Origin of the sequence: Providencia sp. PROV156, from assembly GCF_028480905.1 — a bacterium.
Lineage (GTDB): Bacteria > Pseudomonadota > Gammaproteobacteria > Enterobacterales > Enterobacteriaceae > Providencia > Providencia hangzhouensis.
In genome coordinates, this window is the sequence record NZ_JAMPPE010000007.1 from 96,663 (window position 1) to 122,244 (window position 25,582).

At 38.8% G+C, this 25,582-nt stretch carries 20 protein-coding genes and 1 pseudogene; 13 read left to right on the top strand and 8 right to left on the bottom strand.

Annotated features, from left to right (window positions below; translation table 11 throughout):
• The first annotated feature begins 4 nt into the window (after positions 1–4).
• The 13 genes from tssF to PSF31_RS07190 are packed head-to-tail and all read left to right on the top strand — an operon-like array spanning position 5 to position 18,900.
• Entirely contained in the window at positions 5–1,780 is a 1,776-nt protein-coding gene (gene tssF / locus PSF31_RS07130) for a type VI secretion system baseplate subunit TssF (RefSeq protein ID WP_004255992.1), read from the top strand.
• Positions 1,744–2,781, top strand: a complete 1,038-nt coding sequence (tssG, locus tag PSF31_RS07135) for a type VI secretion system baseplate subunit TssG (protein ID WP_164560970.1) — start codon at positions 1,744–1,746, stop codon at positions 2,779–2,781. Before tssF ends, tssG begins: the two co-directional genes overlap by 37 nt.
• Positions 2,782–2,786: 5 nt before the next feature.
• Complete coding sequence (gene tagH, locus PSF31_RS07140; RefSeq protein WP_004908049.1) at positions 2,787–4,052, top strand: type VI secretion system-associated FHA domain protein TagH; 1,266 nt, start codon at positions 2,787–2,789, stop codon at positions 4,050–4,052.
• A 1-nt stretch (position 4,053) separates the two neighbouring features.
• Positions 4,054–4,605, top strand: coding sequence for a type VI secretion system lipoprotein TssJ (gene tssJ / locus PSF31_RS07145; RefSeq protein WP_004908047.1), 552 nt, complete (start codon positions 4,054–4,056; stop codon positions 4,603–4,605).
• 1 nt (position 4,606) lies between these two features.
• Positions 4,607–5,965 carry a type VI secretion system baseplate subunit TssK gene (gene tssK, locus PSF31_RS07150; RefSeq protein WP_004908045.1) on the top strand — a complete coding sequence of 453 codons (1,359 nt, stop codon included), beginning with the start codon at positions 4,607–4,609 and terminating at the stop codon, positions 5,963–5,965.
• Positions 5,958–6,713: a type IVB secretion system protein IcmH/DotU gene (gene icmH / locus PSF31_RS07155; RefSeq protein ID WP_004256004.1), complete on the top strand. Its 756-nt coding sequence runs from the start codon at positions 5,958–5,960 to the stop codon at positions 6,711–6,713. Before tssK ends, icmH begins: the two co-directional genes overlap by 8 nt.
• A gap of 8 nt (positions 6,714–6,721) precedes the next feature.
• Positions 6,722–9,343: a type VI secretion system ATPase TssH gene (tssH, locus tag PSF31_RS07160; protein WP_096864203.1), complete on the top strand. Its 2,622-nt coding sequence runs from the start codon at positions 6,722–6,724 to the stop codon at positions 9,341–9,343.
• On the top strand, positions 9,340–10,128 hold the full coding sequence (locus tag PSF31_RS07165) for a helix-turn-helix domain-containing protein (protein ID WP_004908041.1): 789 nt from the start codon (positions 9,340–9,342) through the stop codon (positions 10,126–10,128). The genes tssH and PSF31_RS07165 overlap by 4 nt, the downstream gene beginning before the upstream one ends.
• A gap of 1 nt (position 10,129) precedes the next feature.
• The gene (gene vasI, locus PSF31_RS07170; RefSeq protein WP_004256010.1) at positions 10,130–10,780 is read left to right on the top strand and encodes a type VI secretion system-associated protein VasI; all 651 of its coding nucleotides are present in this window, start codon (positions 10,130–10,132) and stop codon (positions 10,778–10,780) included.
• Positions 10,781–10,785: 5 nt separating this feature from the next.
• Positions 10,786–12,234 (top strand): type VI secretion system protein TssA, encoded by a 1,449-nt coding sequence (gene tssA / locus PSF31_RS07175; RefSeq protein ID WP_096864204.1) that lies wholly within the window; start codon positions 10,786–10,788, stop codon positions 12,232–12,234.
• A complete protein-coding gene (tssM, locus tag PSF31_RS07180; protein WP_004256019.1) occupies positions 12,234–15,782 on the top strand; it encodes a type VI secretion system membrane subunit TssM in 3,549 nt (1,182 codons plus the stop codon). The genes tssA and tssM overlap by 1 nt, the downstream gene beginning before the upstream one ends.
• A gap of 45 nt (positions 15,783–15,827) precedes the next feature.
• On the top strand, positions 15,828–17,171 hold the full coding sequence (locus PSF31_RS07185) for a VasL domain-containing protein (protein ID WP_036957892.1): 1,344 nt from the start codon (positions 15,828–15,830) through the stop codon (positions 17,169–17,171).
• A complete protein-coding gene (locus PSF31_RS07190; RefSeq protein ID WP_094960745.1) occupies positions 17,164–18,900 on the top strand; it encodes a type VI secretion system baseplate subunit TssF in 1,737 nt (578 codons plus the stop codon). The genes PSF31_RS07185 and PSF31_RS07190 overlap by 8 nt, the downstream gene beginning before the upstream one ends.
• A gap of 501 nt (positions 18,901–19,401) precedes the next feature.
• Here PSF31_RS07190 and PSF31_RS07195 read toward each other — a convergent pair.
• The 8 genes and pseudogenes from PSF31_RS07195 to PSF31_RS07235 form a co-directional block, all read right to left on the bottom strand.
• Positions 19,402–19,581 (bottom strand): GAD-like domain-containing protein, encoded by a 180-nt coding sequence (locus tag PSF31_RS07195; RefSeq protein WP_096864206.1) that lies wholly within the window; start codon positions 19,579–19,581, stop codon positions 19,402–19,404.
• An 18-nt stretch (positions 19,582–19,599) separates the two neighbouring features.
• On the bottom strand, positions 19,600–19,899 hold the full coding sequence (locus tag PSF31_RS07200) for a T6SS immunity protein Tdi1 domain-containing protein (protein WP_232062972.1): 300 nt from the start codon (positions 19,897–19,899) through the stop codon (positions 19,600–19,602).
• A 60-nt stretch (positions 19,900–19,959) separates the two neighbouring features.
• Positions 19,960–20,222: pseudogene (locus tag PSF31_RS07210) on the bottom strand (GAD-like domain-containing protein); the annotation flags it as partial.
• A gap of 94 nt (positions 20,223–20,316) precedes the next feature.
• Complete coding sequence (locus tag PSF31_RS07215; protein ID WP_094960742.1) at positions 20,317–20,709, bottom strand: thioredoxin family protein; 393 nt, start codon at positions 20,707–20,709, stop codon at positions 20,317–20,319.
• Positions 20,702–21,991 (bottom strand): HEAT repeat domain-containing protein, encoded by a 1,290-nt coding sequence (locus PSF31_RS07220; protein WP_096864296.1) that lies wholly within the window; start codon positions 21,989–21,991, stop codon positions 20,702–20,704. Before PSF31_RS07220 ends, PSF31_RS07215 begins: the two co-directional genes overlap by 8 nt.
• A 25-nt stretch (positions 21,992–22,016) precedes the next feature.
• Positions 22,017–22,979, bottom strand: coding sequence for a hypothetical protein (locus tag PSF31_RS07225; RefSeq protein ID WP_096864207.1), 963 nt, complete (start codon positions 22,977–22,979; stop codon positions 22,017–22,019).
• Positions 22,979–24,562, bottom strand: a complete 1,584-nt coding sequence (locus PSF31_RS07230; RefSeq protein ID WP_140170760.1) for a PAAR-like domain-containing protein — start codon at positions 24,560–24,562, stop codon at positions 22,979–22,981. The genes PSF31_RS07225 and PSF31_RS07230 overlap by 1 nt, the downstream gene beginning before the upstream one ends.
• Entirely contained in the window at positions 24,563–25,582 is a 1,020-nt protein-coding gene (locus PSF31_RS07235; protein ID WP_096864210.1) for a 3-oxoacyl-ACP synthase, read from the bottom strand. It abuts the gene before it with no gap.

The window sequence follows — 25,582 nt, forward strand, 5'->3', positions numbered from 1 at the left end:
TCTTATGTCATCAAAAAACTATTTTACGAATGAATCAGAATACTTAAAGGATTTGGCAGAACAAGTTGCGCAAGAAAAACCGCAGCTTGTTAATCTGTTATCCAATAAAATTCAAGATCCTGATAGTGCCCGTATTATCGACGGATTATCATATTTATCGGGTAATTTACGGCAGCAAATCGATAGGCAATTCCCTGAATTAACCAATAGCTTAGCAAATATGCTATGGCCAAATTACGCACGTCCTGTGCCTAGTATGACAATTGTTGAATACCAGCCTAATTATTCTGAATGCCACCACGCGATAAAAATTTCAGCAGGCCAACTCTTTAATGCAACACCTATTTATGTACAAAATGAAAATACCAACCAAGAAACTTTATTTCAATGTCGATTTAGCCAAAGTCGTGATCTCTGGTTAATACCAGCGAAAATTACGCAAACTTTACAAAGAACAACCGCCATTGAAATAACATTTGAATTGGATGGAATACAACCTCTCGCAAACATTGGTTTAAATAAATTATGTTTTTATTTAAATGGTTCTCCATTTACAACAAATCAGCTTTATTTTTTATTAAGTCAGCATATACAGAATGCCTCACTAGTCACAGATGAGCATGTATTGCCACTTAACCAGTTTGCAGTGAAACCTGTCGGTTTTCAAAAACAGGATGCATTACTCCCTTACCCAAAAAATAGTTATGATGGCTACCGCATCTTACAAGAGTTTTTCTGTTTTCCTGAAGCCTTTCTATTTTTGGATATTCAAGGAATGGATGACATTCCCTTAGCTATCCAAACCAAGCAATTCAAACTTGTTATTAATTTTGATAAAGAAATCCCCGATGGGGTTATTCTTCATAACGATAGTATTAAACTGAATTGCACTCCCATAGTGAATTTATTCCGTGCTGACAGTGAAGCAATCAATCTCACAGGAAAAGATGAGGAATATGTATTAAGCCCTAATTACCAATACGCCCACTGTTTTGATATTTTTTCCGTTAATGAAGTTTATGGATTACGCTATCCATCTGAAGCTAAAGCTTACCCGGTCACCTATACCGCATTTGAAAGTTTTTATCATCAAAACCATCACGAGCAAAATGATGGATATTATCGTTTAAAAATAACTCAAAAAGAGCGTACCTATGGTTACGCCCATCGGCTTTCTTTTGTTCGTCAACACGAACACCAATTACAACAATGCGAAGAAACGGTTTCGATTTCGCTCAATTGTACTAATCGCTATATCGCATCCCAGTTATCTACACGCTCAATTGATTTAGACCGTTCATTTATGCCTTATGGGCCTTTATCAGCTAAAAATTTATTCAAACCAACAGTTCCCTTATACCCACTGCTCGATAAAACGTTGTATTGGTCAGAACTAACTAATTTATCCCTAAATTATCAATCTTTACTGAACCTAGATTCATTAAAAAAAATATTACAACTTTATGATTTACCTTCAGTTTATGACAAGCAGACCGCAAGGCAATCCCAAAAGCGTTTAGATGCATTAGTTGATTTACATTCAGAGCATATCGAACGTATCTACAAAGGGCTGCCAGTTCGTGGTTTAAAAACAACCTTGGTAGTACGTCAGAACGCTTTTCTTTCTGAGGGAAGCTTGTTCTTGTTTTGCACTGTTATTGCTCAATTTTTTACCTTGTATACCAGCATTAATATGTTCCATGAGTTAGAGGTTCTTAACCTTGATAATAAGGAAATTTATCAGTGGCCAGCACAAATCAACCAGCACATACTGAAATAATCGATCGCTGGCTGGAACAAGCTGGCCCATCGGTTACAGAGTATAATTTTTATCAACTTGTTGAATTATTAAATAAAATGATTCATCAAGACATGGATATCACTCGTGATGGTAGCGATATTATTCGCTTTAAATCACACTCTAATGTTGCGTTCCCAACGAGAGATGTCGTGTCTTTTGAAAAAAATGCCACTCATCAATATGAACTAGAAGTTGCTTTTCTCGGGCTACAAGGAAGCCAGTCACCACTTCCTGGTTATTACCTTGATGAATTTGCTTGGGAAGATGCACAGCAAATCCCAGGGATTTCTGATTTTTTAAATATCTTTAATCATCGATTGCTCTCATTGCTCTATCGTATCTGGCGAAAATATCGCTACTACATCTGTTTTGAGAATGAAGGCCAAGATTCCTTCTCCCAATATATGTTTTCTCTTGTTGGTTTAGGAAATGGAGTTAATCGCGGACGGATTAAAATCAATCACAGCAAAATGCTCGCTTATGCAGGGCTTTTAGCGAGTCCGAGCCGTTCAGCAGATGTCATTAGCAGTCTAATATCCCATTGTTTTGACTTAGAAAATGTATCGGTTATTGGTTGGGAAACGCGCCGTGTTCCTATCCCAGAATCACAACAAAATAAGTTAGGTATTATTTCTCATCAACCCGGACAAAAATCTCGCCCTCGAATGTTATTAGGTGAAAATTTTAGTCTTGGATCTCACATACATGATTGCAACGGAAAATGCACTATAGAAATTAGTGAGTTAACTATAGAGCGTTATATGCGTTTTTTACCTAACGGTAGTGATTTCGCTCCTCTCGTCGCCTTCGTTTCTTACATTTTTCATGAGCAATTAGCTTGGGATTTACGTCTTAGTATTGCCGAAGATCAAGCTGAAGGTTTCTGTTTAGGTAAAAAAAATCATAACCAATTAGGTTGGCAAAGCTTTTTAGGGAAACCGGCTAAAAAGCCAAGTGTCACCATTACGGTATTGGAATAAAAGACATGGATAAACATCAGCCAACAATTTCATTTAGCATAACGAATAGTGAACAACTAGAAAGTGGTTACCTACCGAGTGCAACATTGACCCAACATGGCGGCCTAATTGGTAGTGGCAATCAATGTGACTGGAAAATTCAAGACGGTGATGGTGCTATCTCTGCCAGCCAGTTTACTGTTTTCTGGAAAGATCAGCATTTTTGCTTAAAAGTAAACTCAGGCTCTGTTTACATTAATCACGCGATTATACCGTTACATCTTGATGCGGTGAAGCTTGCCCAAGGAGATCAAATTAGAGTGGGCAAACTGGTTATTACAACCAATATTAGTTTAACTGGGCAGCCTGTACAAAATATGATGGCAGCGACACCGCAATCTATTGTTGCAAAAGATCATAATCCTTTAGATTCATTATTTGATATTGATACGGTAAATAATGAAAACAAAGAGTCCCCATTTGTTCCAACTGTTCAAGGTGCTCTCACTACAGATCCCTTACAAGCGCTAGAAAATGAAAATCTCAGTTTAATTTCTAAGAGTCAATCCGTCGTCTCAGAACCTTCTTTATTGAGTGACCCACTCTCTTATTCACCTGCCCTTGCGATATCAGATAATCAAGAGAATACCATGGTACAAGAATTTATTGATTTACCCAAAATTACACCTTTCGAAGATGAACACATGACCGATATTGATCATGTTGCCATTAACCCTCTCATGAATGGTTTAGGTATCCATCTTAATTTAGCTAGCTCTCAACAAGCTAATGACTTTCTCATAGAGCTCGGTAAAACAATGAAAGCTGCTGTTGAAGGTTTACTCGCTTTGCAGCAACAGCAGGAGAGTTTACAGGATAAGCAACTTCGCCCTATTGAAGATAACCCGCTACGTCTAAACAGTAGTTATGAAGATACGATGAAATTGATGTTTACAGATGAACGTAGCCCTGTTCACCTTTCAGCACCTTCCGCCGTCACTGAAAGTCTGCACAATATGCAGTTACATTACCATGCAAATCAAGAAGCGATATCGACAGCTTTAGCAACAATGCTTGCGGCTTTTTCTCCAGAACATTTATTAAACCGTTTTTCCCAATACCGACGTGCTTCAGATAACACGCCAATGACTGATGGCTGGGCATGGGAAATGTACAGTAACTATTACAAAGAGCTTTCTTCATCGCGGCAGCAGGGTTTTGAAAAATTATTCTATGAAGTTTATTCCCATGCTTATGACCGAGCATTAAGAAAAGGCCTAGAGGAAGCTTAAAATGCAGCTTAGAACTTTCTCAGTGTTACTGTTATTTGCCTCATTTTTCATTTTGAGTGGGTGCAGTAAAACGTTACAGACAGCGTCAAAAGTGGGGCAAATTCTATTGGACCCGTCGATTCCCGTTGGCTATCCAAAAGATCAGCCATCCACTGTTGATTTAACCATCCTCGCTGAACCCTATATTAATCCTAATCAGGAAGATGAAGCTGCACCGATAAATATCCAAATTGTTTATCTTAATGAAGATTCTTTATTTGGCTCTTTAGATCATGACCAGATAGAAGCTAAAGATGGGGACTTAGAGAAAGTTCTGAAGAAAAATTATATAGACCACCAAGATTACACTATCTTGCCGGGCCAATATAAGCCCTTCCCGACGATGACACTACAGGCATCTAATCGTTATATCGGCATTATTGCCTATTATTCAGACCCTGATAATGCGGAATGGAAAAAAATAGTTAAAGCCCGAGGAAAAGGACGACACTACTTTATTTTAGCTCACATTAGAGAAAACGAAATCGAATTTAGACAAGAAGAGGATGATTAATATGTCGACTAAAAATAGAGTAATTTGGCGTGAAGGGCTATTTATCAAACCTCAACATTTTCAGCAACAGCAACGTCATCAAGATTACGTTACTGAAAGTATTTTAAAGAGCTTTATCTCTCATTTTTGGGGATTCAGTACGTTATCGTTAAGTAACGATTTATATTCGTTAGGTCGTATTGGTATTCAAGAAGCTTCTGGCGTTATGCCAGACGGCACAATTTTCTCTATTCCAAACCAAGATTTATCACCACAACCAATTGATATAAAAAACATTACTGATAGTGATAGTAATGTCATCTACCTTGCCTTTCCTTTAGCTAATGGGAATGTTGGTGAAATCTCAAATGAGCATAATGGGAGCCGTTTACTTTCACGTTATAGTGAAAGTACAGAAAATGTTCGTGATTTACATACTGAAAATGGTGATTTAAGTACTATCCACGTTGCACGATTAAACCCTATCCTCAAGCAAGGTAAAAGTGGCTTAGACGCTTACGTGGCATTGCCCATATGCCGTATTAGAGAACGTAATGCCAACGGAAGCTTAACGCTTGATAACGATTATATTCCAAGCCTCCTGAATATTCGGGCATCGCTATTACTCAATGAATTTCTTACTGAGATTGAAGGCACTTTGTATGAACGAGGTAAACAAATAGCCTCCCGCATTGGTGCCCCTGGCCAGCAAGGTGTTGCGGATGTCGCTGAATTTATGATGCTACAAGTACTCAACCGCACCTATCCACTTTATTCACATTATGCGCAAGAGCCAGTCATTCACCCTGAAAAGCTTTTTCGCGATTTATTGGAACTTTGTGGCGAGCTACAAACATTCACGAATTCGTCTCGCTTACCCGATACCATTGCAAAATATAAGCACTTTGATTTAACAGATAGTTTTCTCCCATTAATAAAAAGTATCCGTGAAGCATTAAGTGTTGTCTTGACGCCGCGTGCAATTCCTATTCCGTTACAAATCCAAGAACACGGTATTCGAGTGGCGACTATTCATGACAAACAACTACTCCAAAAAGCGGAATTTATTATTGCAGTTAAGTCACAGATGCCACAGGAACAACTACGCCGGCAGTTCCCACAGCAAACTAAAGTGACCACGGTAAATAATATTCGTAGCTTGGTCAGTGTTCAAATACCGGGAGTCCCTTTATCCCCTCTTTCAACTGCTCCACGGCAATTACCTTATCATTCTGGGTATAACTACTTCCATTTTGATCAACAAGGTAATGAATGGAAGGGGATCCAGCAGGATGGCAATATCGCCTTCCACGTTTCTGGCAATTTCCCTGATTTAGATATTCAGTTATGGGCAATAAGAGATGGAGCACTCTATGACTGATAATATTTTGCTTAATCACGATGTTGATAGCGGTATTTCACAGAAGAATTACCAAATCCCACTTAGGGGTAACAACATTAACCCAATGATCGATGCTGCAACGCCACTTTTAGGTATGGTTTTACGAATGAAAGCGATGTCTGAAACGCCACTTTCAGAGAAACTTTACCAGCAAGTGGTCATGGACATCACGTCTATTGAACAGCAACTGCAAATACAAGGTTACGAGCCTGGGGCCATTGTTTCGTTTCGTTATGTCTTGTGCACTTTTATTGATGAAACAGCTCTTGGATTGGGCTGGGATCAAGAAAATGGCTGGGTAAAACAGTCATTACTTGTCCACTTTCATAATGAGTCATGGGGTGGCGAAAAGGTCTTTATCTTAATTGAAAGATTATTAGGTGAGCCCAAACGTTACCTCGACCTCATTGAGTTTATCTACCTTTGTCTCTGTCTTGGATACCGAGGTCGTTACAAAGTATCTGCGGGGCAAAATGATGAATTTAACCATTTGCTTAGACGCTTACAAAAACAAATACAACAACTTAAAGGCGATGCAAAACCGATTATCCTGTTTGAAAAAGGGGATAACAAGCAGAGCCGCTACCGTTTAGGTAAGCGGTTAGGCGTACGTTACATCATCATTGGTGCGGCAATATTAGCATTTATTATTTATCAGATTTACTCATCCCAACTGAATTACCAAACACTCAGAATTGTGGAACAACTTAATACTTTACTCGGCTAGGACGCATTATGATCCAAATTGATCTCTCAACACTTGTTAACCGATTACACCCGATTGCTAAGCATGCGTTAGAAAGCGCAGCAGCCTACTGTGTAAGCCATCAACAACCTGAAATTACGATTGCTCAGTTTCTTCAGAAACTCATTGAAACGCCATTAACTGACATTCGCCTAATCAGCCAGAAGAGCACTTTGGATATTAATAAGCTGTCAGAATTATTAGATATTCAAATTCCACCTCATCAAGCCATTACACAGAGCTATCCGAGCTTCTCTCCTTTATTGGTAGAGTGGATGAAAGACAGCTGGTTACTTGCATCGACAGAATTCAACCACAGTGAACTTCGCTCAGGTGTTCTCTTTCTCACATTATTACAAATGCCGTTGCGTTACCTCCCAAAACCGGTTGCAGACATGCTTTCACAAGTTAATCGAGAGCAATTAAAACTCAGTTTTGATAAGTGGACAGAAGGGTCTGCTGAATCGCCTTTTGACGAACAAGCACCTCAAAATAACGGCAAAATCGCGTCGGACTCATTGTTAGCAAAATTTACGCAAAACATGACCGAACAAGCTCGAAATAATGAGCTCGACCCTGTTTTATGTCGCGATCATGAAATCGACCTTATGATTGATATCCTTTGCCGCCGTCGGAAAAATAACCCTGTCGTCGTTGGGGAACCAGGCGTTGGGAAAAGCGCGCTTATTGAAGGCCTCGCATTGCGTATTATCGCCGGTGAAATCCCTGAAAAATTAAGAGGATGTGAACTTCTAACCTTAGATTTAGGTGCATTGCAAGCTGGTGCAGCGGTTAAAGGTGAATTTGAGAAACGCTTTAAAGGCATCATGCAAGAAGTTTCTCAATCTCCTCACCCCATAATTCTATTCATTGATGAAGCGCACACATTGATTGGTGCAGGTAATCAACAGGGTGGCCTAGATGTTTCCAATTTATTGAAACCTGCATTAGCGCGCGGTGAATTGAGAACAATCGCCGCAACCACCTGGAGTGAGTATAAAAAATACTTCGAAAAAGATGCTGCACTAGCCCGCCGTTTTCAATTAGTTCAAGTTAAAGAACCCACATCTGCGGACGCAATTATCATTATGCGTGGTTTACGCGGTATTTATGAAAAAGCACATAATGTTTTTATCGATGATGAAGCACTTCGAGCCAGTGCTGAACTCAGTGAACGTTATATTTCAGGACGTCAATTACCTGATAAAGCCATTGACGTATTAGACACCGCATGTGCAAGGGCAGCGATCAATTTATCTTCGCCGCCAAAAATGCTCTCTTCATTAAAAACAGATCTCCAGCAAATAGAGATGGAGACAGCGATATTAAAAAGAGAACATCATCTTGGCTTGGATAATCACTCAGAACGCCTTGAGGAATTAGCATCAAAAGCAAATGAGATTGAGCAAAAAGCTTCCGATATACAACAAGCATGGGAACAACAACAAGCGCTTGTTTCGCAAATTATTACTTTGCGCTCAACGTTATTAGACGATGAGAATACTGAGCCCCAATCTGAAGAAACTTGCCAATTTGATGAGCTGAAACAGGAATTGCAAACATTAGACCAGCAACTCGCTCAACTACATGAAACACATTTGCTTGTTTTGCCACACGTCGATAAAAAACAAATTGCAGCCGTTATCGCAGAATGGACAGGCGTACCATTAAACCGATTATCGCAAGATGCTTTATCTATTGTTACAGACCTTCCCAGCTATTTAGAAGAAAGCATTAAAGGGCAATCATTAGCAATACAGTGCTTACATAAACATTTGTTAACGGCACGCGCTGATTTACGCCGCCCAGGTCGCCCTCTTGGTGCATTTTTATTGGCAGGGCCAAGTGGTGTCGGTAAAACAGAAACCGTGATCCAAATTGCACAATTAATGTTTGGTGGAACTCAATACCTAACGACTATTAATATGTCTGAGTTTCAAGAAAAGCATACGGTATCTCGTCTCATCGGTTCGCCACCAGGTTATGTCGGCTATGGTGAGGGGGGGATATTAACAGAAGCTATTCGTCAGAAGCCTTATTCTGTTGTACTACTTGATGAAGTCGAAAAAGCCCATCCAGACGTTCTAAATTTGTTCTATCAAGCATTTGATAAAGGCGAGATAGCCGATGGTGAAGGACGAGTCATTGACTGTAAAAATATCGCATTCTTCCTAACGTCTAATTTAGGTGACCATGTGATTACCGCGTATGCGGACAAACCTGATGAGCTGCAAGATGCACTTTATCCTGAGCTCACCACATTTTTTAAACCCGCCCTACTGGCCCGCATGGAAATTGTCCCTTATTTACCTCTTTCGGCTGATATTTTACGGCAAATTGTTGATAGTAAGCTGACGCGTCTTATGATCTTATTGAAACAACGTTTTAATGCAAAAATCCAGTTAGAAGAAAGCGTCCCTAATGAAATTTTACGTCGAGCTTCTCGCGCTGAAAATGGTGCTCGTATCTTAGAATCAATTATTGACGGTGCCTTATTACCGCCTCTTTCTTTGTTGCTCCTTCAATTCAGTGCCCGTAATGAAACCATCTCCCATATTCGTTTAACAACGGAAAATGATGAATTTATTGCGGAGGTTAACAAAGAAAAATGAAAGCAAGACTAAAAAATGCACTTGCTCTTCTTGAGTGCCATGACGTAGAAGCGCTAGCCGTTCAATTTTTGACATATAGTTTTTCGCGTAGCGTATTCAGCGGGCTAATTATTTCATTGGTCAATAAAACCGAAAATAGATTAGAAAGCTGGAACATTGACCACTCACTCCAAGTTCAAAGCCATTTTTTAGACACTGATATTACTGATGCCGATCACCCTTTAATTCAACTTGTATTAAAGGGTGAACCCACATTTTGGAAGAATTTACAGCAAGGTAGCTACATTAATAACGCGTCATTACGTGATTTTATTTCGCAGCTTCCTGTTAATACTGGGCTGTATAGCTTACCACTGCATGATCTGAACCATAAACCATGCGGTGCCATTATTCTTTTAGGGCAGGCCAAAGAGTTAGAAAATTTCGAACAAGGCATTTTCCCTATTTATTGCGAGCTCTTTCATCAGCAATTAAAACGCATTCTTGAATTGGCAAATACGCAACAAAAAATTTCGCACTTGCAATATCTCAATCAGTTGCAGAAAGAAAAGGAAGTAAGCCTCAATGAGGCCTTAAACATATTAACGGCATCAATCACAAGTATGGAACCAATAACAAATAACCCAAAAGATATTAATGATTTAGAGGCTGCTGTAGAGAGCTATGAAAAAGAAATTTTATTAAACAAGCGGCGAGAGCTAAAGGGAGATATCAACGCAATGGCAGAACACCTCAACATATCTAAGCGTGCGCTGATATATAAATTGAAGAAGTACGGAGTATAAAATGAAAATACTGAAACTCTTTTTTTGCTCTTTGATGCTAGTTTTCTTCGCTTTGTCTGGAAAAGCTGAAAGCAATATTAGCCAGAAGATCGCTGAAGAACTCACCCAGTGTCGTCTAGAATCTTCTCAGCTTATTCGCTTAGATTGCTATGACAAAATAGCGCTGTCCTCGACGCCTGCAGCAAATACTTCACCTAATATTGCTCAAATGGGGAAAACTTGGCGCCAAGCTTATGAACACGAAATGAAACGTGTCGAAAATAGTGCGGGTTTCTTAGTCTCAGTACCTGAAAATGGTGATTACCCCGTCATTATGACTATCCCTGCCATTGGTTTTCAACCTCCGCGCCCTGTTCTCATGTTGAGCTGCATCGACAACATTACCCGTATGCAAATTATTTTACCCAATAAACAAGATGCAGGCAGTGTCATGGTCTCGACTGATAGAACGCAATTCACTGCAGAATGGTTTTTACGCGAAAATGGCTATGTATTGGAATCAAGCCGTGGTTTACCTGGCATAGATGAAATCAAGCGTTTATTAAATGGCGAAAAATTGACTTTAAAATTAACGAATAACGAAAAACTAACGTTCAATATTTCAGGGATGTCCCAAGAAATTAAACCATTAAGAGCCGCTTGCCACTGGTAAAAATAATGACAAACAATACCCCTTATTCTTGGAAAGAACAGTTACTTGCCCATCTTGATGAACAGCTGGTGTGTAGTGCTGTGAACGATAGTGACCCCGACTGGGAGTATATCGATAGTGAAATGATAAAATTCGGCTCTCTCAGTCACAGCCAATTAGATGTTAAAGAAATTCAACGTCGGTGTTTGCGGTTGCTTGAAACACAGACAAAGGATTTCCGCTTAATCGTTCACTTATTACGTACCTTACAGCATGCAGGTGAACCTAAAGAATTAGTTTTAGCAGTGCAGATCCTTTCTGATTTTACGCGCCAGTATTGGCATGTCTGCTATCCAACGAATATTAAGCTCAAGTTACGCTTAGCGAACCAAATTATAAAACGCTTCGAGTCAGTAAACGATATTTTTTGCCGTTCTGCTAATAGCAAAATGCGTGATGATATCCTGGGATCTTTTGCCTATTTAGCTCAATTTTGGCATGAACAGAGCCCTGAACTTTCTGAACAAATTGATGCATTGAGTCGAGGTTATCAGCGAATTGAAGAAAGCGAACAGCCCATAGTGTTAGCTTCAGCGCCAAAAGAAGCCGCAATGCCTATTACTGAAACTGTACAACCACCAGCAAATAGCTTTGTCATGCCAGCAATCAATATAAATCAGCATGACGAAAGACAATGGAAGCAAACGCTACTCCAAGTTTCAGAAGTTATTTGTTTACAAATGCCTGAAAGTTCAGTTGGTTATCGCTTACGACGTTATGCTATCTGGCATTCCATTACAATGTTGCCCCAAGCCGATCGTCAAGGTAAAACCCCCTTAGCGCCGGTTTCGATGGATCGCATAATGGATTACAAAGCCCAACTTTCTCAACCATCAAACTCCCTATTAAATAATGTAGAGCAAAGCTTATCACTATCGCCTTATTGGCTAGAAGGCCACATGCTCGCAGCACAAGCAGCAGCTAAACTGGGTTATTCAGAAGTCGCGAATGGTATCGCAGAAGAGTTACGTCTTTTTTTAGCTCGCCTTCCAAACCTCGTCAATTTGCATTTTTCTGATATGAGCCCTTTCGTCCCCGACAGCGTGAAAGAATGGTTAGAAGATTGTCGCCAAACAGAGAGTGGCCAATTATCTCATTCAAATACCACATTATTACAGCAAGACGTTTTACTGTGCTATGAACAACAAGGGCTTGAAGCCGCATTGAAGCTCATTGAATCAAACCTTGTAACTGCAATAGAGCCTAGAGATAAATTTTATGGGCAATTATTGTCAGCGCAACTATTCGAGCTCTCAGGAATGGGCTATATGGCGGCCCACTTATATCAGCAACTTTATACCGCTACTTTACACTTTTCACTCGAGGATTGGGAACCCAGCCTCGTAAGACAACTCGTTCAAAAAACAGACAAAATACCAGAAACAACAATGACTATGGATAGGGATCTACAATAATGAAATTACCGTTTTTCTCCATTTCAAACATAACCAATTCGGTAAAAAAACTGTTTTTTGCTGATAGGCCAAAAATTGCCTCCTTTTTCCTATTTTTATTAGCGTTACTCCCTGCGCTCGTCATTGTGTGGATTTGGTGGTGGGGGCCAACATTCACTTATCAAGACTCAATGCCATTTAGTACACTCACCTCACGCTGGCTTGCTACGCTAATTATTATTTTGCTTGTCGTCAGTTGGATAGGTTTAGTTACATGGCGTCGAGTAAAAAAACTTGAAGCGTTAAAACTCGATGTTGAGTTAACCGTTGTTGACCCCGTTAGGCAGGATATTGACTTCCAAAATCGTTATTTAGACTATTGGAAATCTCAATTTACTCGTCACTTAAATGGCCATTCTAAGGCTGTTTATTTGCGCCCTTGGTATTTTGTTTTAGGTGCAAACCAAAGCGGAAAACATAGCTTATTGAAAAATACGCTGAATCCATTGGATATCGCGCCAAGTGACAATATCGTTAATGAACAAAAGCTGCCTTTAAATATTGAGTGCTTGTTGACGGATAGTGCCGTTCTTTTTGTTCCTAACGGCAAGCTATTGACTCAACCAAATGAACATAATGAGAAACCTCAACTCTATCATCGGTTGTGGGAAGAGTTACTTAATTGGATAAAGACTAATCGCTCAAGACAACCCATGAACGGGATTATTTTAACGGTAGATACCTTATCCCTACTCACCAATACGAAAGAGCAAAACAGCCAATTGATTGCTGACCTGCAAATGCGTATTGAAGAAATTAGAATGACTTTTAATAGTCAACTACCATTATATATCGTATTAACGAAGCTCGATTTACTACGTGGTTTCGATTCAATGTACCAGTCATTGGATGCGCAACAACGTAACCAAGTACTGGGTGTTTCTTTCGACCTTAAATCTCAAAAAGATTGGAAGACGGGTTTAACGCACTTCTGGTTACAGTGGGTTAACCAAATGAATAGCGCACTACCTGAAATGATGCTACAACGAGCAGAAGGTAATCAACGTAGTGATTTATTCAGCTTTGTACGTCAAATAGAAGGGTTACAGAGCCACGTTATAACATTAATTAATGCACTGTTGATTAATAACGAACAACATAACATTTGTTTAAGGGGTGTTTATCTCACCTCTGCATTACAGATTGGCCAAATAGACGATGTCTTTAGCCAAACGGCATCCGTGCAATACCATTTACCGACAGCCCCACTAACAACTTGGCCAATCAATGATAGCCACCCTTACTTTACACATAATTTATTTGACCAAGTCCTTTTCAGTGAGCCCAATTTAGCAGCTGAAAATCAATATTGGGTCAAAAAACACCGTTCTCGTCTCTTAGTCACAACACTGGCCAGTTTTGCCGGTTTAATTGCGCTTTGGAGTGGTTGGAATCACTATTATGATAAAAACTACCGCGCCGGTGAGAGTGTGCTTAATGAGGTTAAAGCCTTTAGAACGATAGATAATAACGTCCAAAAAGATACTGATGGTAGCTTACAACTTCCCGTCCTCAACCCATTGCGTGAAGCGACACTTGCCTATGGGAACCACCGCGATAAAAATGCGCTGTTTTCTGATATGGGGCTGTATCAAGGCCAAAAAGTCGGCCCACAAGTTGAGCAAGTTTATCTGCAATTACTGACCGAACGTTTCTTACCCGCAATTATGTCAGGGCTTTTAATTGAACTTAATAATGCAGATAAGGGCAGTGAAGATAAACTCGAAATTTTACGCATTATGCGCATGTTAGAAGATAAAACAGGGCGCAATAATGGCATGGTTGAAGACTTTATGGCGAATTATTGGAGCCATCTCTTCACTGGGCAACGTGAAAAACAAATGCTATTAAAAGCACACTTACGTTATGCGCTTGAACACACGGATTGGAAAGCGGAACGAGACAACGGTCTGATGACTGCGATTAAGGCCTTCACGCCTTTTGCGACCCCCATTAAAAATGCCCAGAAAGAACTCAGTGTGTTATCGCTTTATCAACGTGTGTACCAGGCATTACGGCTAAAAGCCAACCAAGAACTTTCAGCGCCTTTAAATTTGCAATATCAGATAGGCCCAAGTTTTAATACTGTTTTTACCGCTATTGATGAGGATAAATTAGAAATCCCACAGTTTTTAACACGTTCAGGATTATTAAACTATTTTATTCGCCAAAATGACAAATTAGTTGAACTCACGTTGCTTGATGCTTGGGTGCTCAATCTCACATCAAATACCCAATATAGTGAGAATGACCGTAAAGAAATTCAACGTCAAATCAGTGAGCAATATATCAGTGATTATATCGCTCAATGGCGTAACGGAATGAGTAATTTAGAAATTCGTGAATTTGACTCAATCCAAGATGAAATCATCGCTCTTGAACAAATCATCAGCGGAGAACAGCCTTTACGTCGTGCCTTACAAGTTTTGCGTGATAATACGGTTATTCCATCCATTGATGAAAATTTACCTATTGAGAAACAAAAAGCCTTGATGGCAGAACCTTCTTACCGTTTATTAACACGTTTAGATAGAGAATTCACACCCCAAACAGAAATACTGGTCAGTAATCAAGGAGAAAACTTACAGAATCTCAATCAAAAATTGAATGATTTGCATCGATATTTGTTGGGAATACAAAACTCTCCAGTACCGGGCAAAGCGGCACTTAAAGCAGTTTCCATGCGACTCAATGATAATAATAAAGATGCCATATTTGAACTATCACAAATGGCTAAAACATTGCCTGAACCGCTCAATCGTTGGGTAGATGAACTCGCTGAACAAGCCTGGAATGTTGTCCAGAAAGAAGCTATTCGACATATGGAAGTTGAATGGAATGAAAATGTTGTAAAACAATATAATACCTATATTGCTGGTCGCTATCCGTTTAATCCAAACTCAAAACAAGATGTTCCATTAAGTGAGTTCGAACGCTTCTTTAAACCTAATGGCACACTCGATAGCTTCTATCAACAGAACTTACGTTTGTTTGTTGAAAATAACTTAGTCGATAATAGGGATAGTCAATCACTGATCCGCTCTGATGTTTTAGCGCAAATTGAAACTGCAAATCGCATAAGAGAAACCTTCTTTAATGCACAAGGTAATTTAGAAGCACAATTTGCAGTTGAACCCCTTTCATTAAGTGGCAATAAACGCCGTAGTATCTTAAATCTTGACGGTCAGCTTATTGATTATGCCCATAGCCGCAGCCATGTCACGCATCTCGTTTGGCCAAACTCGATGCGTTCAAATATTGAAAGTAAACTGACTCTAGTTCCGCTTTCCGGCGATAAATCGCCTCGTTCAATTAGTTTCTCAGGACCGTGGGCACAAATGCGCTTAGTCGACAGTGCGAAGTTAATGAATATCAAATCCAATTCATTCGATATTCGTTTCACGATTGATAGCGGAGATATGACTTATCGAGTACTCGTTGATGAGTCTAATAATCCTTTCTTTGGAGGATTATTCACAAAGTTCCGTTTACCTGAAACCCTTTACTAATGTGATTGCCTCCACTTTATGTGGGGGCATAGGATATTCAACGAGATGAAATCAGAACATTTAGTCATTAAAATCGGGAGCTCCCCTTTAGATACTCCTGAATTTATTGCTCTTAAAACAGAATTTAACAAGTTAAGTCATCCTGCACGTCCGGAGGTCAGTTGGACGCTTATTGAATCACTTTGTTTGTCTCTTTTTAAAAATCATGGTATTGACCTACAAAGCGGTGCTTATTACACAATTGCACGACTACAACGCCATGGACTCAGTGGCTTTACTGAAGGCTGCGAATTATTAGCGAGTGTTATTGTTACTCATTGGGATGCGTTATGGCCTGAAAAACCGAATCAACGAACAGAAGCACTCAACTGGTTTAATACAAAGGCTAGCGCCCTGCTACGCCAGCAAACCTATGAAACAAAAGACCTCCGTTTGGTTTACCGCTCAGAACGCGCGCTACAATTAATCATTGATAAACTGGCTAAAACAACGTGGGAAAAACTGCCTAAAATTGAAAACTTGTTATGGTTCTTTCAAAATTTAGCCAAACAACTTGAAAAACAGGAAGAATATGCAAAACAGAATACATCCGAATCTGTCACGCTCCCGCCTTTAGTGTATATCCAACAACCTGCTAAACAGGTAGAACAACCATCACCAACATTTATTTTTGAACCCCCAGAGCCCGCATCAACATTAACAGTAACAACTAAAAAAATGAGCGCTACCCGTGGTTTTATATGGGGTTGTGTGCTTAGTAGTGCACTCTTTTTAGTCAGTGGATTTAGCGCTTATGTTTATTTTAAACATGAGATGGAGGCTATAACGTCCATTCCTGAAGGTGCTGTTGCCAAATGGTTATTTAAACCCGAAATAAATACCTATGAATATCATTTAGCTTTGCTCGAAAAGCGTTCCCCTCTCGCTAACTTGAAACTGATCGAGAACATGCAAGAAAAAGCAAAATCTTATTGGCCTGCGGATGCTGATCAGGCTTACTTCAGCCGAAATTGGCAAAACCAATATGAGGCGCGTTTAGAAAATATGCCTATTAATGATAGTTGGTCTGAAACAGCAATGTTGTTGCAGCAACTTTCAAATAAAATTATTCAACAAGAAAAAAACCGAGGTAGTTTTACATTATCCTATTTAAAAACTGCCATCTATGACATTCAAAAGCAGCACAATAAAGTGGAGCCTATTGAAGAAAAGCTCCGTCAATTATCGCTACAAATTAAAAATGGGCAACCGGTTCCCCCTGCCACACTCATCAATATTGATAATAAAATTAATGGATTATTAGCTCGTTACTATGAATTACAAAAACAAGCAGAGCAAAAAGGTTTAAAACCCAGCTCATATTCATCTTTTGGATTAAGTCATGAGTGAAATAAAATATATTAAAGAAAAGCAATACTTACAAAAGCTATATAGTGAATATGCAGATAAAAAGCCACATTTAGCTGATGTATTAGATCCTCAAGATCCGCAGACAAGCTACCTATTAGAAGGGTTTGCTTTTTTATCTGCGCGTTTACAGGATAAAATTGACGATGCATTTCCTGAAATTACATTGCCCCTACTGCAACGACTAGACTCCCAAGCTATAAAAGGGCTTCCAGCAACGACTATTGTACAAATTGACCAAAGTGAATTGCTTTCTTTTCCAGTAGAGATAAATAAAGACCATCTTGTCTTAGGTAATAATGGGGCTCGCTTTAGTTTTTGTCATGAATTCGTCGTAGCACCCTATAGCCTTCTCGCTAGAAAAGTGATTCAGCACCCAAATCGTTCTTGTATTTCACTTGAATTACAGTATCGAGGTGAAACTAAATTTCATTCAACAAGTTCACTTGATGTTTTTTTAGGAGCCAATAAAAAAATATCAGAAACCTTACTACTCGCATTTAGCCAGTATTTTGAAAAAATTGAAGTCATCCATAATCATATTCGCTATGAGGGAGATCCCCTTAACTACGCTTTCGAGCCCAAAATCGGAAAACCCTATAAAATTTTCCCACAAGAAAATGCATCACTCAGTGCTCCACAGCAATTATTGGAAGGCCTTTATTTACCTCATGTTCATCATTTTGTTGAGCTCAATATTCCCCAAGTTGTCACTGAGTTAGATTGGGAGCAAGAAAGGCGTTTTACAGTTAACATCTATTTCAATCAACAGCTTCCTTTGACACAAGAGGAATGTGAAAATAGCTTTTATTTAAACTGTGCTCCGGCAATGGATACCGAAGCACAACACACCTTGCTAATTGATTTTAAAGAAAATAAATCAAGTTATTTGCTTCCTATCCCTAGCCATCACTACTTGGCTGACCTCTTTGAAATTCAACTTTCACTTGAGCCACATGAACAAGAGAGAGGCATATATTGTCATTTTTATCCTACGACAGAATTAACGGCATCTTCACGCCTTATGCCTCAATACCATAAAACCCTTTTTTACTCCTTAACGATGGAGAAAAATATTACGGGGCATACTCTTTATTATTTAAACTTTTTTGATAATAAAGGCGCCCCTATGGTAACACCGCCCAGCTTACATTTTTCATGTGTTTATATAGGCTTTGAACGTAACCAAAAAAACGAAATTGGCTTATTAAACCAACACAGTGAAAAAATGCCTGACGGAATTAAAACAGGAAATATCACATTATTGTCACCTTGCTATCCTCCCATCGTTAATAACCACCATTTTTGGCAATTATTATCCCATTACAGTGCTAATGCCTCAATGCTAATGTCATTAGAAAGCGTAAAACACTTAATTGCTGATTATATTCTCTATCGAGATACTGATAGGCAAGTGACACGAAGATGTGAGCGATTATTATCTGGGCTCATTGAGCTGAAAACACATTTATATGATCATATCTTAAAAGGTAAACCCTACCGGTGCTTATCTTTATCTCTACTACTTGATAACGCTCAATATGAAAGCGAAGGTGAAGCCTTTGTATTTACCACTCACCTCTATCACTTTTTCCCATTTTGCCTATCCGCGAATATGTTATTAGAGATGTCGGTGACACTGAATAACGAGAAAAAAACAAGGTGGCATTTATCCCCATCCCCCCTAAAAGGACATAAGTCGATGATTTAACTATCTCTTAATGAGTAACTAATTAAAGTATCCCAAAGACTACCTCAATATAGTAAAGGGGAGCATAAAAAGTGTGGCGCAAAAACGCTTCAATTGCATCCCCACCCCATGAACCTATGAGGCAGCGTTGCCTGCTTTTAAAGTTTCAAGGTTGCAGTGACTTGCTGTTGTAACGTGCTAATAATCCTATCTCTGTTTAATGGCTAGAATTCATAAAGCCCATCTCACTACAGCGAAGGTATTCTTGCCCAAACTCATTGTTCAGCTCGCAATCACAAGAACTCAGTCTATTATTTAATTTATATTATTTCAGTGAATATATTATTGTAAATAGAAATGTTATTTTAAATAAATTTGACTGCGGGTGTAATTATTTTCCTTAATTCTAATAAATAATCAATAGCATTTACTTTGTTAGACGCATTAAAATTTAATGTTTCTACTTTTTGGATAATGGGATCAAAGCAATAAATTTCATTTTCATTTAATGCCCCATGTTTTTCAACTAAAAAAAGAAAAAAGACCATATTGATAACGACTCCAGCCTTCATTTACCCAACAATTAAGTAAATTATCGGGTAAAATTGTTTTCCACTTTGCAATATACTCAAGTGAAACATAACGAGAGGCTGTTGCTTCACCAAGACTTTCAATTATTGATGAAAAATAAGAATCTCTCATTATATTTTCTCTTTGAATCTAAAAATTAATTTCATTAATTTCTGGTTCAGCCAATTGGGCTAAAATAGACAAATGAATACGCGCATCAACTTTTTGTATGTATTTAATATCAGGTTCCCCACCTAAAATAATCGCAGGTTCAAAACCAAATATTTCATTATCACCAAGAGGCCCAAGTTTTTTTACCGCTTTTTCAAATAGGCCACTTTTATTATGGCTATCTATGTCGGTGAATCCAAATAATGTTCTTATACTAATACTTTTCTCTGAGTGTTTTCCTTTTAGCTCTTTTTTTTGAACGAAAATTGTATTGTACATTGAACTAATAACTACACACTGCCCTGTTTTTTCACCACATAAATAGATATTCCCAAATCCATTAATGGCAATTGCATGAAAACTATCAATTTCCTCTAAATAGGTGTTTTCCAGCCACTCATCGACAATATCCTCATAGTCATCAGGATCTACAATTGTAAATAATCCATTATAATAACTACTCCATCCTTCATTGTGCCAATAGTTAAGAGTAATTCAGGTAACTTGCCTCGCCACTTTTCAATTTTCTCTTCAGAAACATAACGTGATGTTGAGGCTTCGCCAAATTTTTCAACAAATAATTCAAAAGCTTCATCGCGCATCTTATTTTCCTTTTCCTCGGCAGACTTCTAATTCTATCGTTACTTTTATTAAATTGTTTGATTTACAGTAAGGCAAGGTATCCTGATAACCATATTAATACGGTGTTCTCTGTTGGAAATCAGGTGCACTTAAATACTCTCTTACGCCAGGATCAAACTCAACATCCATCACTTTATCTGAGTTTAAGATACTTATGATGGCGTCTAGTCCTGGCCTAATGGGACCTAAAAAATGAATATTTTGTTTCTTTTGTATCAGTACCACCGGAATTACATCTAGATCAATTTCACTCACTAATTCAGGATATTCATCGATATCAATCCAAATAAAACAATCATCAACAAATCTTTCAGACAAAAGTGTGAAAGTGTCTTTCCATGATTCACAATTATGGCACCAAGAAGCACAAAAGCTTATCACCAGTTTTTTTCCAAAGGCTGATTGATAACGAATATTATCTTTATTTAAATCTGGATAATTAATCACCTCTACTCCTTATATTTATTCGATTAAAGTAACAAATATTATTGTATTTAATTTTATTACTCAGATGAAATAAGTGCCAATTTGCTATATGTCTTTCAAGCTGACAACCATTTTGAATAACCGCCTCACAATGAGAAATAGAAATAGTTTTACCTAAAAGTACTTTCCCTTTAAAATTCAGTGATAGTACTGTCCTTTTTACTGCTTCTTGATTAACTTGATTAACACTTGATGAAAGAAAACGAACTCGGCTATCAACCGCTAATTCGGCCTGTTCTACAGAGGCAAATGTCAATTCAGGTGAATTCACATCAATGCCTGTAATCAAACAAATACCTTTAAATGCTAAGCGCGATAATTCAGGGACATCAAGATAACCAATAAGGTTTTGAAGATAAGCGGTATTACCGGAATTAGCATAATAAACAATCTTTAAGTAATCAGGCAGTAATTGTATTTGTTCTGATAATACAACTCCATCAAGCATAGAAGATGTATAACCCATCAATCTAGCGATATTCTCTATTATTTGTGAATGAATTAAACCTTTACTTCCTTTTAAGCTATTTTCATTTAAATACAACTGAATGAGTTGAATTAATGCGGAATAAATACGATTATAGTCATCTGAAAGCCAACTAATTGCCTCTATAGCGGCATATTTTATTGTAAGGTCTGTTTCATGATTAAAGAGCTGCCATAGGTCTTCAGATACGCTATTTAGTCCCATATTTTTCGTATAGTCACATAGCGCTATTTTGACCTCTTTTGATGGGGAACTTAAATACTGTAAAAACGTTTCGTATTGAATAACCTCAGCATCATATGCTTTTATTTTCAATAGCGCGATATAAAACATAAATAAATCAATATCTTTAAGTATTGCTAATTGCGCATTTCTAGATGTGATTTCCACCCGAACTAGAGCATCTATAGCACCAATAAATGCATCAAAGCCTAATGTTTTTATCGTTCGCCAAAAATTATCAACGTCTTTCTCATTATCTAACTCATTAAAAAGCGAAGCATAAATAAAGGCATCCTCATAACCTTTCCAACGTTTTAATGCGGACAATGCTTCATGTAAACCAAGCTGCCCGGCATGATATAAACCGTCAAGGTTCGCGTTTAATAGTGCATTAAAGTGATTAAATCGCTCTACATTAATTAATGAAGAATAACGGCTTTCATGTAGCGTTTTATAATAAAACGTCGCATTATTCAGATGCTGCCGAATAATCGGAGTTGGATTTAGAAAATCAATAGAGATTACTGTTGACATATTTTTATCTACTAAACATGTTTTATTAACTATAAGGCCTAACAATCTTATGCCATACCGTTCCATCATACAGGTCTACACTATAATCACCCGCTACCACTAAAATGCCGTCACGCACATCCATATGGCCAGACAGAAGAACAGATTCATCACCATCCATCGGGCGTACCATTTCATTGCCGTCCCAACACTGTAAACGATAGTCATCACAAGCCCAGACTTTATCTTCAAACCAGCGCAGTTGATTCAGTAAAATCGTCGAGCCCCCGTGGTACAATTTTTCCCATTGGAATTGACGGCCACGCCATAGGCTGCCGCCTTCACCACCGATATACACATAACCATCTGGGGCGCACAGCACTGCGCTTAATTGTTCATTGGAGGGAAAGCCACAGGGGATCCATTGTTCACCATCATAGTGCCAGACATCCCCTTCACCGCCAACGGCATACATATCTTGCTCTGAAAAACCATCAAGATCCGTGAATCCCATATCGGTATCTGTTTCTCCACCTGGAATACCTTTTTGAAGTCGCACCCATTTTCCAATGTCGACACGTTTATAAATTTCACGTGCAGAGCCGACATAATAGGCATAACCTTCAATGCATTTGATATTTTTAGGATTTGCAAAATCACCTTCCATGACCTTTTCTAAGGGAAACTTAGAACCACTACCCATAGATTTTACAAACCCATCATCCCCTCTAGAAGCAAGCATCCCTTGTTCTTTTGGTTTGAAACAAACTCCCACTTTAGGACTATCAAACCCCTCAAATCTAATATAATCAATCGGGTCATCTGGTGTATCTAAATAAATACATAACAACTGTGAAGGTATTTCACTATTCCAGAGATTTCTGGATTTTTCATAGGGAACATCTTTGCGTAAGCAAAAATACACGATATTTTTATCTCGGATTGCACATCCAGTAAAAATATACCCTTTGATATATTTAGCCCAATGTTCTTTAGTAACATAACTCATTATCTTTCTCTCTCTTTTTCAACTGTTATTGGATTACCTCGAGAGTCTTTGGCAGGCAATCGTGCATTCTTACACATCGGCAAGTAGTAGCCCTTAAGTTGTTCTCTTATGCAATGATTAGAACAGTTGGCATATGGAAATGTTTTTTTGTGGGAACGTACCGCCGCATCAATCGCCTGATCCATACTCAGTGTATTATTATCTAATTTATTATTTTTAACTAAGCGGCTAAGTTCATCATCCATCGCCGTATGAATACGCCCATGGCTTCCACCATGCCAAGAAGTTCCTTCGACACAAACAGTTGGGGCAATTGACGCATCATAATTTGGACAGGCGTCTTTTATCATATTGGAATAAATTAAATGATGCCCCGTTTGCCCTTTGCAACACCCGCCGTTGTTGGCCGGCTCCGTTTTACTCCCTCTAGCCCCCTTAATGGCATTTTTTACAGAATAGGGCACTAAATTGCATTTTCTTGCCCGTGCGCATGCATTTAATGAGGCTAATATTTCTTGCGTGTCTTCGGCTAACTTTTGGGCTCTTTTTATTTGTTCTTCAGGTGACAGATTTTTATAACTCTCCGCTTCTTTCATCAATTTCTTGATGTCTTCGGCTTTTTCGGATAACACTTTGATTTGCTCAAGCCCTTCTTCAGCCGCTGATTTAATAGAACTAATCTCAAAGCCAGAATAAGCAAGGTCGCCCAATGTCCAAATGGCCATTGCCGCATTTCCCCACGCTGGAACAGCACTACCCACAGCTTGTTTTGCAACTGCTTTCGCCCCTACTTTCCCCAAGGCTTTCATTGCTGCATTTTCAGCCATGTCCGTTAGCTTACTTTTTAATGCATTAACGTAATCCAACTCACTCTTTAATGTCTGTATCGACTCAGACATATCATCCATGTATTCTTTCGCCATTTCCTGCATTTCTTCAGGGGTATTTCCTGATACTTTTATTTCAAGCCCAGCACAATGGTCATCCGTCCAATGCCATTTTTTGCTGTTCTTTTTATTTTGTCGTTGCTTTTTTTTTGCTAAAGCTTTTCTGAGCTTGCTCTCTTTTTTGAGCGTTTGCTGTGTCTCTGAATTATCTTTATCCGGCTCACAACGTTTTTCAACTTGCGTATTTTCTTTATCACACGCTTTTAATCCCCCAAAAACACCGCGGGAAACATAAGGAAAAGTCGGTGTATTAGACGGAAAAGAACCATGGTTGTGTGTCATTAAATCTTGATGGCGGGCAACGCCATATCCTTCAAATTTCACATTCAATGACCATGAACGGAAATAAGCCTTACCTTTGATTACTCCCGTCATCACCCCTTTAGCTAACCCATAAGTGGCAGGTTCATCGCCAGTACTAGTAGAAAAAAATGAACGATCTTCCTGGGCTACCATGGTATTTTGAATAAACACCGTTGCGGTGCCATTTGATAACGCATCCGCTTTTGACGTATTTGGATAAGGAACTACACTTGGCCCTGGAGACCAGCAAGGGTCTGGAAATGCGGCCGTTGATACGCCATCAGATGCCTTAGAGCATGCTTCTCGATCATTAACATAGACACGTGTATCCATCTATTTAACCTCTTGATATTGTAAAATAATCGCCGTTCTTTCCCCGCTATCTGCGCTAGATATCACCAATCCGCTATCTCCGGGTCCTTCTGGATGTTTCATCCATTCAAACAAGGTTGCCAACATCATCACACTGCTTGCTGCTCCTGTTTCACCTAGGCTTTTAGCAATTAAATAATGAGGATAATGTGCAACTTTTTCTTTTAACGTACGAGTTGTTGCCAACGATATTTCTTTAAAATAAAAAGATTCGCCATTAGCGTCGCTAATGTGAAATTGAGTATCACTTAATGAAAGATATGAGCCTTGGCAAGCATGCTCAATTGCCTCTGATAAACTTTTTACTCTTAAGGGTAATTTAGTTTGAAGAATATGTGCCGCTTCTAGCTGAGTATCAAAACCAAGAATATTTACATGACTGTGCTTATTGTCTGCTAATGTCAAGGCGACTGAGGCTGCACCTTCCCCAGGAATAAAACCATCTCTGTTTTCTGAGTGTAATAACCGATGTGTGTCCATATAATGGCGAATAGTTTCTGCGTTAAAATAGCTATCGCACCCAATTAGTAATGCCACGTCAGCTGTTTGAGTTGACAATATTTCCTGTACAAAAGGCAGGGCTTCACCGATCCCGGCTTTACCTCGGTTAAATGCTATCGAGTTAGTATGAAAAGGCTGTAAGACTGTCTCTGAAATCATCTTAAGCCATTGAGGGAACATTCCTGGCCTATCTTCTTCCGGTAATAATAAACACACTACAATGTGTTCTTTATCTACCGTGATGGTTTTTAGTGATTGCTCAATGACATCGTTAATTAAAGCAATAAATCGTGCAGGTCCCCATATTTGGCAGTCATATAACAGAGAGCCAATGATTGGGTGATTTAGTGTGTCTCGAAAATGAGTTTCCCGGAAATGGTCTAGCCCCGCTCGAATAGCCGCGGTAGCAGAAAATAGGTCCGTTCCCACAGGGGTACATAGTCCAGCAGAAATAATTGACAAATATGGTTTATCTTTCAT

Bases quoted from the DNA above. Each gene is read 5' to 3' on its own strand.
- tssK (WP_004908045.1), top strand. From the start codon at position 4,607: ATGTCGACTAAAAATAGAGTAATTTGGCGTGAAGGGCTATTTATCAAA.
- vasI (WP_004256010.1), top strand. From the start codon at position 10,130: ATGAAAATACTGAAACTCTTTTTTTGCTCTTTGATGCTAGTTTTCTTC.
- PSF31_RS07235 (WP_096864210.1), bottom strand. From the start codon at position 25,582: ATGAAAGATAAACCATATTTGTCAATTATTTCTGCTGGACTATGTACC.
- tssH (WP_096864203.1), top strand. From the start codon at position 6,722: ATGATCCAAATTGATCTCTCAACACTTGTTAACCGATTACACCCGATT.
- tagH (WP_004908049.1), top strand. From the start codon at position 2,787: ATGGATAAACATCAGCCAACAATTTCATTTAGCATAACGAATAGTGAA.
- icmH (WP_004256004.1), top strand. From the start codon at position 5,958: ATGACTGATAATATTTTGCTTAATCACGATGTTGATAGCGGTATTTCA.
- PSF31_RS07225 (WP_096864207.1), bottom strand. From the start codon at position 22,979: ATGAGTTATGTTACTAAAGAACATTGGGCTAAATATATCAAAGGGTAT.
- tssF (WP_004255992.1), top strand. From the start codon at position 5: ATGTCATCAAAAAACTATTTTACGAATGAATCAGAATACTTAAAGGAT.
- tssM (WP_004256019.1), top strand. From the start codon at position 12,234: ATGAAATTACCGTTTTTCTCCATTTCAAACATAACCAATTCGGTAAAA.
- PSF31_RS07190 (WP_094960745.1), top strand. From the start codon at position 17,164: ATGAGTGAAATAAAATATATTAAAGAAAAGCAATACTTACAAAAGCTA.
- PSF31_RS07165 (WP_004908041.1), top strand. From the start codon at position 9,340: ATGAAAGCAAGACTAAAAAATGCACTTGCTCTTCTTGAGTGCCATGAC.
- PSF31_RS07200 (WP_232062972.1), bottom strand. From the start codon at position 19,899: ATGTACAATACAATTTTCGTTCAAAAAAAAGAGCTAAAAGGAAAACAC.
- PSF31_RS07185 (WP_036957892.1), top strand. From the start codon at position 15,828: ATGAAATCAGAACATTTAGTCATTAAAATCGGGAGCTCCCCTTTAGAT.
- PSF31_RS07195 (WP_096864206.1), bottom strand. From the start codon at position 19,581: ATGAGAGATTCTTATTTTTCATCAATAATTGAAAGTCTTGGTGAAGCA.
- PSF31_RS07220 (WP_096864296.1), bottom strand. From the start codon at position 21,991: ATGTCAACAGTAATCTCTATTGATTTTCTAAATCCAACTCCGATTATT.
- tssA (WP_096864204.1), top strand. From the start codon at position 10,786: ATGACAAACAATACCCCTTATTCTTGGAAAGAACAGTTACTTGCCCAT.
- PSF31_RS07230 (WP_140170760.1), bottom strand. From the start codon at position 24,562: ATGGATACACGTGTCTATGTTAATGATCGAGAAGCATGCTCTAAGGCA.
- tssJ (WP_004908047.1), top strand. From the start codon at position 4,054: ATGCAGCTTAGAACTTTCTCAGTGTTACTGTTATTTGCCTCATTTTTC.